Here is a 16,337-nt window from a genome sequence, read left to right on the forward strand (position 1 = left end):
AGTATACGCAATTACCGCATTAAAACAGTGAAGGTTGCTGAGGTTCTTCGGTCTCAGAGGCTTTGTTTGCGCGGATTTTGCGCAGAAGTCGCTGTCTGCAGAGGCGCAGCACATCCTGCTTTTGCGTGTCGCTGAAGTTTTGCCAGTTAAAACGCTCGTCACGGGTACGCATGCACCCGCGGCAATAACCGCGTTCATCTGACTGACAAATCCCCCGGCACGGGCTCTGGATGGGGAAAAACTCCAGTTGCTCTGCCACACTCACCTCCGGTTTACCTCTCTCACCTACAGTGAAGACGCTAAAAGCGCCGCGTGCAAGGGCTTTACCACAGTTTTGTGGCATTAAGGTTTCACTAATCTTCCCTCTCTATACTCGCCACATCATGACAATGACAGGTTTTACGATCGATGTGGTTAAGTAAAAAGTTACAATGTAACGACATAAAATTTACTCTGGGCTGTGCACTCTTTTTTACTCTGCTTAACGGGCTGTTTATCCAGCGCAGCTGGGCCATTATTGCCCCTGCGCATCTGCACGATATTCTCTTCGCCGCATCCGTGCCGGTGGTGCTGTTTTGTGGCTGGGTCATTGTATTTAGCCTGCTCAATATCCCGTATATCCGTAAGCCGCTGATGATCGTCTTAACTGTCGGGTGCGCTGCGGCAACTTACTTTATGTTTACCTACGGTGCGGTCATCGATCAGAACATGATTGTGAACGTGTTCGAAACTAACTCCCAGGAAGCCACCGCGCTGGTGACCCCGCAGATGATTCTGTGGATTGTCATAGCCGGTCTTGTTCCATCCCTGGTGCTGGCGCTGACCCGCATTCGTACCGGCAAATGGTGGTACGCCCTGCTGACGCGTGTTGCCGCGATGCTCGGTGCCCTGCTGGTGATTATTCTTATCGCCGCGGTGTTTTATAAAGATTACGCGTCGCTGTTCCGCAATAACAAAAGCATCGTCAAAATGGTCACTCCGGCGAACTACGTCAGCGCCGTGGTGAAATACAGCAAGATGCGCTGGTTTGCCGGCGATCAAACGCTGGTGCGGATTGGCGAAGATGCGCACAAAGGCGCGCTGATTACGGGTCAGCAGAAGAAAACCGTTCTGGTGCTGGTCATCGGCGAAGCGTCGCGCGCGGCGAACTACTCCCTCAATGGCTACGGGCGTGAAACCAACCCCGAGCTGAAAAAGCAGGATGTGATTAACTTCCCGCAGGCCTCCTCGTGCGGCACTGAAACCGCCGTATCCGTTCCGTGCATGTTCTCCGGTATGACGCGCAGCAAATACGATGCTGACCTGGCGCACCATCAGGAAGGGCTGCTCGACGTGCTCAACCATGCGGGTATCAACCTCCTGTGGCGCGACAACGACGGTGGCTGTAAAGGTGCCTGCGATCGTATTCCCCATACCGACATGACGCAGTGGAAGCTGGATCAGTTCTGCAAAGACCAGTCCTGTATTGATGACGTGAATTTCTACCGCCTGGACAACGTGCTGGACGGTCTGAAGCAGGACACGGTGCTGGTTATCCACCTGATGGGCAGCCACGGCCCGGCGTACTATCGCCGTTACCCGGATAATTTCCGTAAATTTACCCCCACCTGCGACACCAACGAAATTCAGGATTGCGACCATCAGGCGCTGATGAACACCTATGACAATACCATCCTGTATACCGACAGCATGGTCAGCAAAACCATTGATGCGCTGAAAGCCCGTCAGGCGAACATGAACACCGCGCTGATTTACCTCTCGGATCACGGGGAATCGCTCGGTGAAAGCGGTATTTATCTGCACGGCACGCCATACATGCTGGCGCCGGAGCAGCAGACGCACATTCCGTTTATGTTCTGGCTGTCCCCGGACTATGCGAAAAACTTTGGCATCAACGCGCAGTGTTTACGCGACCACGCAGCAAAAAATGCGGTTTCGCAGGACAATTTATTCTCGACGGTGCTGGGCATGATGGATGTTAAATCAAGCGTTTATCAGCAACAGTTGGACATTCTGAATGCGTGTCGCCGGTAACAGCGCTTGCATTAGACCGAACGGTCTATTAGAGTGAATCCATGAGCAGAAATACTGAACACGACACGCGCGAACATCTCCTGGCGACCGGCGAGCGGCTGTGCATGCACCGCAGCTTCACCGGTATGGGGTTGAGCGAGCTATTAAAAACCGCTGAGGTACCGAAAGGGTCGTTCTATCACTACTTTCGGTCCAAAGAGGCCTTTGGCGTGGCGATGCTGGAGCGGCACTATGCTGCTTACCACCAACGCCTCGCGACCCACTTCGCCACGGGGGAAGGTAACTATCGGGATCGTGTTCTGAACTACTACCAGGAAACGCTGAACCAGTTCTGTCAGCAGGGCATTATCAGCGGATGCCTGACGGTTAAACTCTCTGCCGAAGTGTGCGATCTCTCAGAAGATATGCGCACTGCAATGGATAAAGGCGCCAGCGGCGTTATCGCCCTGCTGGCGCAGGCGCTGGCGAAGGGGCGCGAAGAAAATACGCTCGCCTTCCCCGGGGATCCCTTAACGCAGGCTCAGGTGCTCTACTCCCTCTGGTTAGGCGCCAACCTGCAGGCTAAAATTTCTCGCAGTGCCGTGCCGCTCGAAAGCGCGCTGGCACATGTGATAAGTACGATTACTGCGCCTGGCGCTTAGCAGGCGTTTTTATTTACGTTATTACTAGTCGACTGGTCTACTCAGGAGTCGTTATGTCAGCTGAAAAATTATTTACCCCCTTAAAAGTGGGTGCCGTCACCGCGCCAAACCGCGTGTTTATGGCTCCGCTTACCCGTCTGCGCAGCATTGAGCCGGGTGATATCCCAACCCCACTGATGGGTGAATACTATCGTCAGCGCGCCAGCTCTGGCCTGATCATCACTGAAGCCACGCAGATTTCTGCTCAGGCCAAGGGATATGCGGGTGCGCCGGGGCTGCACAGCCCGGAGCAGATCGCCGCATGGCAGAAAATCACCGCGGGCGTTCACGCTGAAGACGGTCGCATTGCGGTCCAGCTGTGGCATACCGGTCGTATCTCCCACAGCAGCATTCAGCCTGGCGGTCAGGCGCCGGTTTCAGCGTCTGCCCTGAACGCGAACACCCGCACCTCCCTGCGCGATGAAAACGGCAACGCGATCCGCGTCGACACCTCTACGCCACGCGCGCTGGAGCTGGATGAGATCCCGGGTATCGTGAACGATTTCCGTCAGGCCGTGGCCAACGCCCGCGAAGCCGGTTTTGACCTGGTTGAGCTGCACTCCGCGCACGGTTACCTGCTGCACCAGTTCCTGTCACCGTCGTCTAACCATCGTACCGACCAGTACGGCGGCAGCGTCGAAAACCGCGCCCGCCTGGTGCTGGAAGTGGTTGACGCCGTTTGTCAGGAGTGGAGCCCGGACCGTATCGGTATCCGCGTCTCCCCAATCGGTACGTTCCAGAACGTCGACAACGGTCCGAATGAAGAAGCGGACGCGCTCTATCTGATTGAAGAGCTGGCGAAACGCGGCATTGCCTATCTGCACATGTCCGAGCCGGACTGGGCCGGCGGTAAGCCTTATACGGAAGCCTTCCGTCAGAAAGTGCGCGAACGCTTCCACGGGGTGATCATCGGTGCGGGCGCTTATACCCCTGAGAAAGCTGAAGACCTGATTAATAAAGGGCTGATCGACGCCGTGGCGTTTGGCCGTGACTATATTGCCAACCCGGATCTGGTTGCTCGACTGCAGCAGAAAGCGGCCCTGAACCCGCAGCGTCCTGAGAGCTTCTACGGCGGCGGCGCGGAAGGCTATACCGACTACCCTTCACTGTAATCTCGCCATTGTTCATTGATAGCGGCGACACTTCGCCGCTATACTAAAACATCGTTTCTGTTCAAAAAAATAGTCTATTCCATTGGTTAATGAGGAAATTATGCGCCTACTTCACACCATGCTGCGCGTTGGCGATCTGCAACGTTCTATCGATTTCTACACTGACGTCCTGGGCATGAAGCTGCTGCGCACCAGCGAAAACCCGGAATACAAATACTCGCTGGCGTTCGTGGGTTACGGCCCGGAAACGGATGAAGCGGTCATTGAACTGACCTACAACTGGGGCGTGGACAGCTATGAGCTGGGCACCGCCTACGGCCATATCGCGCTGGAAGTGGACAACGCGGCCGAGGCGTGTGAACGCATTCGCAGCAACGGCGGTAACGTCACGCGCGAAGCCGGCCCGGTAAAAGGCGGCACCACCGTTATTGCCTTTGTAGAAGATCCGGACGGTTACAAGATCGAGCTGATTGAAGCCAAAGACGCGGGTCGCGGTCTGGGCAACTGATCCCTCAGGGCGCAACATGCGCCCGTAGTTTTACTGCATCACCCTGCAAAATTTGCCATAATGCGCACTGCTTTTTCCCCTTGTAAGAGACCCTGATGTCCGATAACGCTCAATTTAGCGGTCTGTGCGACCGTTTTCGTGGTTTTTATCCCGTTGTCATTGATGTAGAAACAGCCGGATTTAACGCTAAAACCGATGCGCTGCTCGAAATTGCCGCCATCACGCTGAAGATGGATGAACAGGGCTGGCTTACACCGGACACCACGCTGCATTTCCACATTGAACCTTTCGAAGGGGCAAACTTACAGCCGGAGGCGCTGGCGTTTAACGGTATCGATCCGCATAACCCGCTGCGTGGTGCAGTCAGTGAATATGATGCGCTGCACGCCATTTTTAAAATGGTTCGTAAAGGCATGAAAGAGAGCAACTGCAGCCGCGCCATCATGGTAGCCCATAACGCGACCTTCGATCACAGCTTTACCATGGCCGCAGCCGAACGCGCATCGCTCAAACGCAACCCTTTCCACCCGTTCGTGACCTTCGACACCGCCGCGCTAAGCGGCCTGGCGCTGGGACAAACGGTTTTATCCAAAGCCTGCATTACGGCGGGTATACCGTTTGACGGTACCCAGGCGCACTCCGCCTTATACGATACGGAGCGCACCGCAGAGCTGTTCTGTGAGATCGTCAACCGCTGGAAGCGTCTGGGCGGCTGGCCGCTGCCGATGGGCGACAGTGAAGAATAAAAAAAAGCGACCTCTTCAGGTCGCTTTTTTATTAACGCAGAAAATTATTCAGCGTCCGGCTCTTCCGTTTTGTACTTCGCCGCCGTCTCTTTGATCAGCTGCTGCAGTTCGCCGCGCTGATACATCTCAATCAGGATATCGCAGCCGCCCACCAGCTCGCCGTCTACCCACAGCTGCGGGAAGGTCGGCCAGTTAGCGTATTTTGGCAGCTCAGCGCGGATGTCCGGGTTCTGCAGGATATCAACGTAAGCAAAACGCTCACCACAGGCTGACAGCGCCTGAACCGCTTGCGCGGAGAAGCCGCAGCTTGGCAGCTTCGGAGAACCTTTCATATACAGCAGAATCGGGTTTTCAGCGATCTGGCGCTGGATTTTTTCAATAGTGGTGCTCATGTCTTGCTTCCTTTAACTTCTGTTACGGCAGTAGTCTGACATTGTAGCGGGTCAGGCTGGCATCGGAAAATAACATTTTCGTCACGTTTATGTATTTTACCCCGACTCCACAAAAGTTGCATTGCAAATGGTGTTTACCCCTTCGCCCGTCAGGGTTTTGCTTAGGGAGTGAACAATTGTGCGTCAGAACGATGAATTTTTTTGCACTTGCTAACGAAACACGTTTTTAGATTGAAAAATGCTATTAACTTCTCGGGTTTTTATGGATTAGAATCGACGGGCTTTGTAAATCACACGCGGGTATTATTGATGACCTGCATATATCAGGGGACTGCCCAGTGGCGCGGATAACTAAAATCTCGATCACGCTCTGTGCTTTACTGTTTACATCACTCATGTTAACGCCAGCGGCAAACGCCTCTCAGCAGGCGCGGCAATCTGCTGTACAAAAAAGCCATCTGGTGAAAGCCACAGAACGTAAGAAAAAAACCAGCAACAAGAACGACAAGAAAAAAACCACCGCTCAGACTAAACAAACCGCTTCCAGCAAGACGAAAACAAAATCTTCCCGCACTACCCGCACCGCCAAAAATAAAGCTTCGCAGACCGCCGCTAACCTCGTTACAGAAAAATGCATTACCCGTAAAGGCCATAAAGCAAAATGCACGAAGGTAACAAAGCTGGCGGATGTGCATAAAGTGCGTGTGCAAAAAGCGCAAAAAACCGCGATGAATAAACTGATGGGGCAGATTGGCAAACCTTATCGTTGGGGCGGCAGTTCGCCGCGTACCGGTTTCGACTGCAGCGGCCTCGTCTATTACGCCTATAAAGATCTGGTTAAATTCCGTATTCCACGTACCGCCAATGAGATGTATCACCTGCGCGATGCGTCACCGGTTAACCGGGGTGAGCTGGAAAACGGCGACCTGGTCTTCTTCCGCACGCAGGGTCGCGGTACGGCTGACCACGTGGGCGTCTACGTCGGCAACGGGAAATTCATCCAGTCTCCGCGCAGCGGTCAGGACATTCAAATCACCTCGCTCAGCGAAGATTACTGGGTACGTCATTACGTCGGCGCGCGTCGCGTCATGACGCCAAAAACCATTCGTTAATCCCTGCCCTGCCGCATCTGCGGCAGGGTAAGTTCCTCTTTTGCATACCCTTTCAATTTGCTATCCTGTCCTTGTTGTCTGTAGGGTTATTGGCAACACAAAATACAATAAGGAGAGAAGCAATGTCGTTCGAATTACCTGCACTACCGTATGCAAAAGACGCCCTGGCACCGCACATTTCAGCGGAAACCCTGGAATACCACTACGGCAAGCATCATCAGACGTACGTCACTAACCTGAACAACCTCATCAAGGGAACCGATTTTGAAGGCAAAACGCTGGAAGAGATCGTTCGCAGCTCAGAGGGTGGCGTTTTTAACAACGCGGCTCAGGTGTGGAACCACACTTTCTACTGGCACTGCCTGGCGCCGAATGCCGGTGGCGAACCTGCCGGTGAACTGGCAGCCGCCATCAACGCCGCCTTTGGCAGCTTTGCTGAGTTTAAAGCGAAGTTTACCGATGCCGCCATCAAGAACTTCGGTTCTGGCTGGACGTGGCTGGTAAAAGAGGCGGATGGCAAACTGGCTATCGTGTCCACGTCTAACGCGGGCACCCCGCTGACCACCAGCGCTACGCCGCTGATGACCGTAGACGTGTGGGAACATGCTTACTACATTGATTACCGCAATGCGCGCCCGAACTACCTGGAGCACTTCTGGGCTCTGGTTAACTGGGACTTTGTCGCGAAGAACTTCGCCGCGTAAGAGACACGCAGAAGGGGTAACCCTTCTGCGTTTTTGCTTATTCAGCCGTGCAAACCGCTTCAGGCTGTTTACGGCCGGACATCATCACCAGCAGCAGGCCGAGCGCGGCAATAATCGCCCCCATCACCGGCACAAAACTGTACCCCAGACCGCCTGAAATCACGGCGCCTCCGGCGGCGGCGCCCAGCGCATTGCCAAGATTGAACGCCCCGATATTCACGGAAGACGAGAGACCCGGCGCCTCATGGGCAACACGCATCACGCGCATCTGCAGCGGCGGCACCACGGCAAAGGTGGCAGCGCCCCAGACAACCATCGCAATCGCCGCACCGAATTCATTCTGCGCCAGCCACGGGATCGCGACCATAATGACAATCAGCAGGGTTAAAAAGCCCTTCAGCGTGCCGCTCACGGAACGGTCGGCAAATTTCCCGCCGAGATAGTTGCCAATCGAGAAGCCCACGCCAATCAGCACCAGCATCGCGGTAACAAAGAGTGGCGTTGCGTGGGTAATGTCGTGTAAGACCGGCGAAATGTAGGTGTAGAGGGTAAACATCGCTCCTGCCCCCAGCACGGTGGTCAGCAGCGCGGAGAGTACCTGCGGGCGCATCAGCACCGACAGCTCTCTGCGTACATCAGGGCGTTCACCCGCTCTGCCTTTTGGCAGGGAGAAGAACAACGCCACCATCGCGACCACGCCCAGTCCGGCCGTCGCCAGGAAGGACATCCGCCAGCCAATGACCTCGCCCAGCCAGGTTGCCGCGGGAACACCGCCGATGTTAGCGATAGTCAGCCCCATAAACATGGTGGCCACGGCGCTGGCCTGCTTGTGTTTTGGCACCACGCTTGCGGCCACGACCGAGCCCAGACCAAAGAAAGCACCGTGGTTGAGACTGGTCAGAATGCGCGACAGCATCAGAGTGGTGTAATCCGGCGAAATGGCCGAAAGCACGTTGCCCAGGGTGAAAATTGCCATCAGGAAAATCAGCGCATTGCGGCGCGCACGGTGCGAAAGCAGAAGCGTCATCAGCGGCGCTCCTACCATCACGCCGATGGCGTAGGCGCTGATTAACATCCCGGCGGCCGGGATCGAGACGTCCACGCCCCGGGCGATAACGGGCAGTAACCCCATCGGGGAGAATTCAGTGGTGCCAATCCCAAAAGCGCCAATCGCCAGGGCCAGCAGGGGAAAATTGATTTTCATGCGTCAACTCCGGATGCCGTGTCATGTGGTGACACAGAACAAAGAAGCGGAAAGCATGACATCAATCACAAAAAATGAGAAGTTAACAAAATGGCAAAAGATTTTTGCCAGAGAAGTAACAATCGGAGCGTTCGGGAGGGAGAAGGCTCTCCCCCCGCGTAAATCAATGCAGCGCAGCCGTCAGGCCAGCCGCCACAATCAGCGCCAGCACAATAACGGTGGTGAACAGCGAAAACTTCAGATCGGAACTCATCAATTTTTCTCCTTTTAATCCCCCCACGAAAAGTGAGCTTGCTCATTTTTGCACAGTTTACGTCAAAAATCTTCCTGGATTTAAGCTGATAAACACTTTACCTCTTCCCCTTTTCATCAAGATAGGCCAAAATTCCACGCTAAATTTATTAGCGTACCGGCCATTGACCCCCTCCTGACGTCCCGTGTCGTTTTCCCGGCGTGCCGCAATTCAAAATTGCGTGATAAGGGTGAGAGAAGGCAAACGTTTACCTTCAAGTTTTTCAGGAGTTTAGGATATGGTCTGGAGTGACATTTAATGGCAACAATTAAAGACGTAGCAAAACGCGCAAACGTTTCCACTACAACCGTATCACATGTAATTAACAAAACCCGTTTTGTGGCGGAAGAGACGCGCAACGCCGTCTGGGCAGCGATCAAAGAGCTGCACTACTCGCCAAGCGCGGTTGCGCGCAGCCTCAAGGTTAATCACACCAAGTCTATTGGTCTGCTGGCGACCAGCAGCGAAGCGGCCTATTTTGCCGAGATCATTGAAGCGGTAGAAAAAAACTGCTTCCAGAAAGGCTATACCCTGATTCTAGGCAACGCCTGGAACAGCATTGAAAAACAGCGCGCCTACCTGTCGATGATGGCGCAAAAGCGCGTGGACGGCCTGCTGGTGATGTGTTCAGAGTACCCGGAATCCGTGCTTTCGATGCTGGAAGAGTATCGCCATATCCCTATGGTGGTGATGGACTGGGGCGAAGCGCGCGCCGACTTCACCGACTCCGTTATCGATAACGCCTTTGAAGGCGGTTACATGGCGGGCCGTTATCTGATCGAACGCGGCCACCGCGAGATTGGCGTGATCCCGGGTCCGCTGGAACGCAACACCGGTGCGGGCCGCCTGGCCGGTTTTATGAAAGCGATGGAAGAAGCGCTAATCACCGTGCCGGAAAACTGGATCGTGCAGGGCGACTTTGAGCCGGAATCAGGCTACCGCGCGATGCAGCAGATCGTCTCCCAGCCTCACCGTCCAACCGCCGTTTTCTGCGGGGGCGATATCATGGCGATGGGCGCCCTATGCGCGGCCGACGAGCTGGGTCTGCGCGTTCCGCAGGACATCTCCGTGATCGGGTATGACAACGTGCGCAACGCGCGCTTCTTCACGCCAGCGTTAACCACCATTCACCAGCCGAAAGATTCACTGGGTGAAACCGCCTTCAATATGCTGCTGGACAGGATCGTCAACAAGCGTGAAGAGTCACAGTCCATTGAAGTTCACCCTCGCCTCATCGAACGCCGTTCCGTTGCGGATGGCCCGTTCCGCGACTACCGTCGTTAATCTCATTGCGGAGCCAGTCAGTCTGGCTCCCGCAGCCACTCCCGGTTAAGCGTTTCGCTGTCCCCCAGATAGTCCAGCAGCCAGGCCATCGCCGGCGAGACATCATTTTGTTGCCAGGTGAGGCAGCAGGCCGCATCCGGGAACGGATTCTCCAGCGTCAGCTCAACCCACTCACCGGTGTCGATTCGCGGACGTGCAAAATGGGCGGGCACCATGCCTACGCAGAGCCCGGCGCTGAGGCACGTCGCCGACGATCCCCAGTCAGGGGCGACAACCCGCCGCTGGTTGTCCAGCAGCCAGGTAATTCGCTTCGGCAGCGAGCGGGAGGTATCCTCCAGCACCAGCGACGGCCAACTGCGCAGCGTATCGTCGCTCAACGGCCCTTCCGTCGCCGCCAGGGGATGATCGCTTGCCACCACGCATTTCCAGCTCAGCATCCCCATATCGCGAAAGGCGTAACGTCCCCCGACCGGGATCGCCTGGGTCGCGCCAATCGCCATCTCTACCCTGCCGTCCGCCAGCGCATCCCAGACGCCGTTGAACACCTCCTGCGAGACCCGCAGTTCTACGTCAGAGAAATGCCGATAAAAATCGACAATCATCTGCCGGGTGCGCTCGGGCTTAACGATGTTATCCACCGCAATGGAAAGGTGCCCCCGCCAGCCGTTCGCGATCTGCTGGCACTGCTCGCGGGTGATCTGCATTTTTTTGATAACAGAACGCCCTTCCTTTAAAAACCACGCCCCTGCGGGCGTTAATTCAACATCACGATGCCGCCGTTCAAACAGCGGTACCGCCAGCCACTCCTCAAGCTGTCGCACCGTATAGCTGATGGCTGAAGGGACGCGGTGCAACTCCTGCGCCGCTCCGCTAAAGCTGCCGTTACGCGCGACAGCATCGACCACTTCAAGAGAATAATCTGACCACATTTTCTGCCTGCAAAAAATTTGAATGCACCCGCCAAATATTAGCGTTTCACAAGCGGCTTTGCACTCCCTACACTCAGCGCCAACGTATACCTGCCTCCTCAGGAGAATAAAACAGTGCAACCCAGGAAAGGTTTTTTAGTCTGGCTCGGCGGCTTAAGCGTGCTGGGCTTTTTGGCCACCGATATGTACCTGCCGGCGTTTGCCGCCATGCAGGAAGATTTGCAAACCCCTGCTGCCGCCATCAGCGCCAGCCTGAGCCTGTTCCTGGCCGGTTTTGCCTTCGCGCAGCTGCTCTGGGGACCGCTTTCGGATCGCTTTGGGCGTAAACCGGTGCTGCTGCTGGGGCTGGCCATTTTTGCCGTGGGCTGCCTGGGGATGCTATGGGTGCGCGATGCCTCCTGGCTGCTGGTGCTGCGGTTTGTTCAGGCGGTCGGCGTCTGTGCCGCGGCCGTCACCTGGCAAGCGCTGGTCACCGACTACTATCCGGCGAACCGCACTAACCGTATTTTCGCCACCATCATGCCGCTGGTGGGGCTCTCTCCGGCCCTCGCCCCGCTGCTGGGCAGCTGGATCCTCGCGCACTTTGACTGGCAGGCCATCTTTGCCACGCTGTTTGCCATCACGCTGGTGCTGATGCTGCCGGCGTTCACCCTCAAGCCCGCGCATAAGAAAGAGGCGCACGCAGACGCGAAGCCGATTACCTTCACCTCCCTGCTGAGCGCGAAAGCGTATCGCGGCAACGTTCTGATCTATGCCGCCTGCTCGGCGAGCTTCTTCGCGTGGCTGACCGGTTCGCCGTTTATTCTGCACGATATGGGCTATAGCCCGGCGGCCATTGGCCTGAGCTACGTTCCGCAGACCATCGCGTTCCTGGTGGGCGGGTACGGCTGTCGCGCGGCGCTGCAAAAATGGGAAGGCCATCAGATGCTGCCGTGGCTGCTGGTGCTCTATGCGCTGAGCGTCATCGGCACCTGGGCCGTTGGCTTTATTCCGGGCGCGGGTCTGGCCGAAATATTGATTCCATTCTGCGTGATGGCCATCGCGAACGGGGCGATCTACCCTATCGTTGTGGCGCAGGCGCTGCGTCCGTTCCCGCAGGCGACAGGCCGCGCGGCTGCGCTGCAGAACACCCTGCAGCTGGGGCTGTGCTTCCTGGCAAGCCTGGTGGTCTCCGCGCTGATTGCCACGCCGCTGCTGACGACAACCAGCGTGATGCTGGCTACCGTTGCGCTGGCCGTCATAGGCTATCGCATGCAGGCTTCCGCGCAGGATGAGAGCACGCAGGTAGAAACCTCGCATGCCTAATCGCGCCAGAAACTATGTTAATTTTCAGTGATTAGGTTGCTAAGAATTTTCTATTGAATCACCAAATTTTGAGGCCTATACTAAATTTGGTTCGATTAAATACGATAAATATTATGTGTTAACGGGAGCCGGAGTGCTCCCGTTTTACCATGGAAGGCATTTCGGCAAGGGTTATCTCCCTTCCTCTGTTCTACGTCGGATACTAGCCTCGCGGTATTTACCGTGAGATTTCTCACAAACCAAAAAAGCGTCTACGCTGTTTTAAGGTTCTGATCACAGTAGGGTGATGGAGAAGCTATGAGTTCATCGTGTATAGAAGAAGTCAGCGTTCCGGACGATAACTGGTCCCGGATCGTCAGTGAACTGTTAGGTCGGGCAGGCATCACTATCAACGGATCATCCCCATCGGATCCTCAGGTTAAACATCCCGATTTTTTTAAACGCGTGTTGCGCGAGGGGTCGCTAGGCCTGGGGGAAAGCTATATGGACGGCTGGTGGGAATGCGAACGGCTGGATACTTTTTTCGCCAGCGTGCTGCGTGCTGGTCTGGAAAAACAACTCCCCCGTAATCTTAAAGACACCCTGCGTGTCGCCTCTGCCCGTCTCTTTAACCTGCAAAGTAAAAAGCGTGCCTGGATCGTCGGCAAAGAGCATTACGATCTCGGCAACGATCTGTTCAGCCGCATGCTGGACCCCTTCATGCAATACTCCTGCGCCTACTGGAAAGAGGCGTCGACGCTTGAAGAGGCTCAGCAGGCCAAGCTGCGCCTGATTAGCGAGAAATTGCAGTTGCAGCCCGGTATGCGCGTGCTGGATATTGGCTGCGGCTGGGGCGGGCTGGCGTATTTTATGGCGAAGCACTACGGCGTCAGCGTGGTCGGCGTCACCATTTCCGCTGAACAGCAAAAAATGGCGCAGGAGCGCTGCCTGGGGCTTGATGTGGATATCCGCCTGCAGGATTACCGGGATCTGAACGAACAGTTTGACCGGGTCGTTTCCGTGGGCATGTTCGAGCACGTCGGGCCGAAAAATTACGACACCTATTTCGAGGTGGTGGACCGTAATCTGAAACCGGACGGTATTTTCCTGCTGCACACCATCGGCTCTAAGCGGACCGACAATAACGTTGACCCGTGGATCAACAAATACATCTTTCCGAATGGCTGTTTACCGTCCGTACGCCAGATTGCCAACGCCAGCGAATCCCACTTCGTGATGGAAGACTGGCATAACTTCGGCGCGGATTACGACACCACGTTAATGGCGTGGCATGCACGTTTTCAGGAAGCCTGGCCTGAAATTGCGGACAACTATTCTGAACGATTTAAGCGGATGTTTAGCTATTATCTGAATGCCTGCGCGGGGGCGTTTCGCGCGCGAGATATTCAGCTCTGGCAGGTTGTTTTCAGCCGTGGGATTGAACACGGCTTGCGGGTCGCACGCTAGAAAATAACCCCGGTCAGCCGGGGTTATTTTTTATTCTTCTTCTACAGCTTTAATTATTGCGGCTTCTTTTGCGGCCAGCACGCGCTCAACGGTATCTACAACCGCCTGGGTTTGCGGATCGATTTCGATATTCACGCGATGCCCCAGTTTTTTCGAACCCAGCGTGGTGCGCTGCAGCGTCTCGGGAATTAAATGCACGCAAAAACGCGTCGGAGTCACTTCTCCCACCGTCAGACTAATCCCATCAATGCCAATAAACCCTTTATAGAGGATGTATTTCATTAATGACGGGTCCTGCACTTTAAACCAGATTTGACGGTTATTTTCTGATGTGACGATTTTCGCCACTTCGGCGGTGGTCATGATATGCCCGGACATCAGATGGCCGCCAATCTCGTCGCTGAACTTCGCCGCGCGCTCAACGTTGACGGTATCCCCCACCACCAGTTCACCCAGGTTGGTAATACGCAGCGTCTCTTTCATTAAATCAAAGCTAATCTGGTTGCCATTAATTTCGGTCACCGTCAGGCAGCAGCCGTTATGGGCAATCGAGGCGCCGGTCTCTATGCCGTCGAGCATATATTCCGGCAGCTCTACAACATGAGTACGAAAATTAGGTTTTTCATCAATGGACACCACTTTGGCGGTGCCCTGCACAATACCAGTAAACATGCTTACAACTCCTGTTTTTTCCGGACGGTGGTGACACCGTTTAATCCCACCACAATAACAGTTGGAAAAACAGGTTGCCAGCGGAGCGCATTTTCTGGCGATTTTTTCACTAGATAAATAGCTAAAGCCCGCTACAATAGCTGGCACCCCCCTGCATTTTCTTCTTGCTGCCCGTTTCGGCGGCTTTTTTAGTCTCTCATATAACTACAAAATAAAGGTGTTCACGTGCAGAAGTACATGAATGAAGCGCGCCAGCTATTGGCACTGGCTATACCAGTGATCGTCGCGCAGGTGGCCCAGACCGCAATGGGATTTGTGGATACGGTAATGGCGGGTGGCTACAGCGCCACCGATATGGCGGCCGTTGCCATCGGCACGTCAATCTGGCTGCCGGCCATCCTGTTCGGCCACGGTCTGCTGCTCGCCCTCACCCCGGTTATCGCTCAGCTTAATGGCTCGGGTCGTCGCGAGCGTATTGCCCATCAGGTCCGCCAGGGTTTCTGGCTGGCAGGGTTTGTCTCCGTGCTGATTATGGTCGTGCTCTGGAACGCGGGTCATATCATCCGCGCCATGCACAATATTGACCCGGCGCTGGCAGACAAAGCGGTGGGCTATCTGCGCGCCCTGCTCTGGGGTGCGCCCGGCTACCTCTTTTTCCAGGTCGCCCGTAACCAGTGTGAAGGGCTGGCGAAAACCAAGCCCGGCATGGTGATGGGCTTTATCGGCCTGCTGGTGAATATTCCGGTGAACTACATCTTTATCTACGGCCATTTCGGCATGCCGGAGCTGGGCGGCGTCGGTTGCGGCGTGGCGACGGCTGCGGTTTACTGGGTAATGTTCTTCAGTATGATCGCTTATGTGAAACGCGCCCGTTCAATGCGCGATATTCGTAACGAGAACAGATACAGTACGCCGGACTGGAGCATCATGACGCGCCTGGTGCAGCTAGGCTTGCCGATTGCGCTGGCCCTGTTCTTTGAGGTGACGCTCTTTGCCGTGGTTGCCCTGCTGGTCTCCCCGCTGGGCATTGTGGACGTCGCCGGGCACCAGATCGCGCTGAACTTCAGCTCTCTGATGTTTGTTCTGCCCATGTCGCTGGCCGCGGCAGTGACGATCCGCGTGGGCTTCCGCCTGGGGCAAGGCTCGACGCTTGATGCGCAAACCGCCGCGCGCACCGGATTAGGCGTTGGCGTCTGCATGGCCATTTGCACGGCGCTTTTTACGGTGGCGCTGCGCGAGCAAATTGCCCTGCTCTATAACGATAATCCGGAGGTCGTCACGCTGGCATCGCACCTGATGCTGCTGGCCGCGATTTACCAGATTTCTGACTCCATTCAGGTGATTGGCAGCGGCGTATTGCGCGGATATAAAGACACGCGTTCGATCTTCTTTATTACCTTTATCGCCTACTGGGTGCTGGGTCTGCCTACTGGCTACATGTTGGCGCTGACCGATCTGGTCGTTGATCGCATGGGGCCAGCCGGATTCTGGATGGGCTTTATCATCGGACTGACGTCGGCGGCGATCATGATGATGATGCGCATGCGCTTCCTGCAGCGCCAGCCGTCAACGGTAATTTTGCAGCGCGCTGCGCGTTAACTACGCAGTAGCCGCCAGCTGGCGGCTACTTTCTCTTCACTTTGCGCGGTAATGAAGCAATCGCGTGAAATCAGAGAGAAAAATGCGTTTTCCCTCTTGCCTCCTTGATGCTGTGCCGCTAATATTCGTCCCCGTTGTCACCGACAACACGTTGCGTTCATAGCTCAGTTGGTTAGAGCACCACCTTGACATGGTGGGGGTCGTTGGTTCGAGTCCAATTGAACGCACCATTCTGCGTCCGTAGCTCAGTTGGTTAGAGCACCACCTTGACATGGTGGGGGTCGGTGGTTCGAGTCCACTCGGACGCACCATTTCAGT

Annotated in this window: 17 protein-coding genes and 2 tRNA genes; 13 read left to right on the top strand and 6 right to left on the bottom strand. The window is 55.4% G+C overall.

Translation table 11 applies throughout. From position 1 onward, the window contains the following. Positions 1-19 precede the first annotated feature (19 nt). A complete protein-coding gene (locus IM299_RS02725; protein ID WP_028012898.1) occupies positions 20-259 on the bottom strand; it encodes a DUF1289 domain-containing protein in 240 nt (79 codons plus the stop codon). Between the two features lie 149 nt (positions 260-408). Between IM299_RS02725 and eptA the strand changes: the two genes are divergently transcribed. The 5 genes from eptA to rnt all read left to right on the top strand — a co-directional run bounded on the left by eptA (position 409) and on the right by rnt (position 5,080). Then, positions 409-2,034 carry a phosphoethanolamine transferase EptA gene (gene eptA / locus IM299_RS02730; RefSeq protein WP_048960364.1) on the top strand — a complete coding sequence of 542 codons (1,626 nt, stop codon included), beginning with the start codon at positions 409-411 and terminating at the stop codon, positions 2,032-2,034. A 41-nt stretch (positions 2,035-2,075) separates the two neighbouring features. Further along, positions 2,076-2,675: a TetR/AcrR family transcriptional regulator gene (locus IM299_RS02735; RefSeq protein ID WP_193357005.1), complete on the top strand. Its 600-nt coding sequence runs from the start codon at positions 2,076-2,078 to the stop codon at positions 2,673-2,675. Between the two features lie 53 nt (positions 2,676-2,728). Further along, entirely contained in the window at positions 2,729-3,826 is a 1,098-nt protein-coding gene (locus IM299_RS02740) for an alkene reductase (protein ID WP_028012895.1), read from the top strand. A gap of 100 nt (positions 3,827-3,926) precedes the next feature. Continuing rightward, complete coding sequence (gene gloA / locus IM299_RS02745) at positions 3,927-4,334, top strand: lactoylglutathione lyase (RefSeq protein WP_193357006.1); 408 nt, start codon at positions 3,927-3,929, stop codon at positions 4,332-4,334. A 95-nt stretch (positions 4,335-4,429) separates the two neighbouring features. Then, the gene (rnt, locus tag IM299_RS02750) at positions 4,430-5,080 is read left to right on the top strand and encodes a ribonuclease T (protein ID WP_028012894.1); all 651 of its coding nucleotides are present in this window, start codon (positions 4,430-4,432) and stop codon (positions 5,078-5,080) included. Between the two features lie 44 nt (positions 5,081-5,124). Here rnt and grxD read toward each other — a convergent pair whose 3' ends face one another. Continuing rightward, positions 5,125-5,472, bottom strand: a complete 348-nt coding sequence (gene grxD / locus IM299_RS02755) for a monothiol glutaredoxin 4 (protein ID WP_003832760.1) — start codon at positions 5,470-5,472, stop codon at positions 5,125-5,127. A 338-nt stretch (positions 5,473-5,810) separates the two neighbouring features. Here grxD and IM299_RS02760 point away from each other — a divergent pair, with 338 nt between their 5' ends. After that, positions 5,811-6,584 (top strand): C40 family peptidase, encoded by a 774-nt coding sequence (locus IM299_RS02760; RefSeq protein ID WP_193357007.1) that lies wholly within the window; start codon positions 5,811-5,813, stop codon positions 6,582-6,584. A gap of 122 nt (positions 6,585-6,706) precedes the next feature. Continuing rightward, positions 6,707-7,288 carry a superoxide dismutase [Fe] gene (gene sodB / locus IM299_RS02765; RefSeq protein ID WP_028012892.1) on the top strand — a complete coding sequence of 194 codons (582 nt, stop codon included), beginning with the start codon at positions 6,707-6,709 and terminating at the stop codon, positions 7,286-7,288. A 37-nt stretch (positions 7,289-7,325) separates the two neighbouring features. On the opposite strand, the gene IM299_RS02770 is transcribed toward sodB, so the two are convergent. Then, the gene (locus IM299_RS02770) at positions 7,326-8,492 is read right to left on the bottom strand and encodes an MFS transporter (protein WP_193357008.1); all 1,167 of its coding nucleotides are present in this window, start codon (positions 8,490-8,492) and stop codon (positions 7,326-7,328) included. Positions 8,493-8,655: 163 nt separating this feature from the next. Continuing rightward, complete coding sequence (locus IM299_RS02775; RefSeq protein ID WP_020688313.1) at positions 8,656-8,745, bottom strand: YnhF family membrane protein; 90 nt, start codon at positions 8,743-8,745, stop codon at positions 8,656-8,658. Between the two features lie 297 nt (positions 8,746-9,042). Here IM299_RS02775 and purR point away from each other — a divergent pair, with 297 nt between their 5' ends. Further along, positions 9,043-10,068, top strand: a complete 1,026-nt coding sequence (purR, locus tag IM299_RS02780; RefSeq protein ID WP_008500597.1) for an HTH-type transcriptional repressor PurR — start codon at positions 9,043-9,045, stop codon at positions 10,066-10,068. 17 nt (positions 10,069-10,085) lie between these two features. Here the strand turns inward: purR and punR are convergent, their stop codons facing one another. Continuing rightward, entirely contained in the window at positions 10,086-10,997 is a 912-nt protein-coding gene (gene punR, locus IM299_RS02785; protein WP_028012890.1) for a DNA-binding transcriptional activator PunR, read from the bottom strand. Positions 10,998-11,111: 114 nt separating this feature from the next. On the opposite strand from punR, the gene punC reads away from it, so the two are divergent. Continuing rightward, positions 11,112-12,302: a purine nucleoside transporter PunC gene (gene punC, locus IM299_RS02790; protein WP_193357009.1), complete on the top strand. Its 1,191-nt coding sequence runs from the start codon at positions 11,112-11,114 to the stop codon at positions 12,300-12,302. 297 nt (positions 12,303-12,599) lie between these two features. Next, positions 12,600-13,748, top strand: coding sequence for a cyclopropane fatty acyl phospholipid synthase (gene cfa / locus IM299_RS02795; RefSeq protein ID WP_028012888.1), 1,149 nt, complete (start codon positions 12,600-12,602; stop codon positions 13,746-13,748). A 30-nt stretch (positions 13,749-13,778) separates the two neighbouring features. Here the strand turns inward: cfa and IM299_RS02800 are convergent, their stop codons facing one another. Continuing rightward, positions 13,779-14,420, bottom strand: a complete 642-nt coding sequence (locus IM299_RS02800) for a riboflavin synthase subunit alpha (protein ID WP_193357010.1) — start codon at positions 14,418-14,420, stop codon at positions 13,779-13,781. A 225-nt stretch (positions 14,421-14,645) separates the two neighbouring features. Between IM299_RS02800 and mdtK the strand changes: the two genes are divergently transcribed. The 3 genes from mdtK to IM299_RS02815 all read left to right on the top strand — a co-directional run bounded on the left by mdtK (position 14,646) and on the right by IM299_RS02815 (position 16,330). After that, positions 14,646-16,019, top strand: coding sequence for an MdtK family multidrug efflux MATE transporter (gene mdtK, locus IM299_RS02805; protein WP_193357011.1), 1,374 nt, complete (start codon positions 14,646-14,648; stop codon positions 16,017-16,019). 153 nt (positions 16,020-16,172) lie between these two features. Further along, positions 16,173-16,249 (top strand) — tRNA-Val (locus tag IM299_RS02810). Between the two features lie 4 nt (positions 16,250-16,253). Then, positions 16,254-16,330 (top strand) — tRNA-Val (locus tag IM299_RS02815). Positions 16,331-16,337 lie beyond the last annotated feature (7 nt).

Source organism: Enterobacter cloacae complex sp. P47BA, assembly GCF_014930485.1.
Taxonomy (GTDB): domain Bacteria; phylum Pseudomonadota; class Gammaproteobacteria; order Enterobacterales; family Enterobacteriaceae; genus Enterobacter; species Enterobacter bugandensis.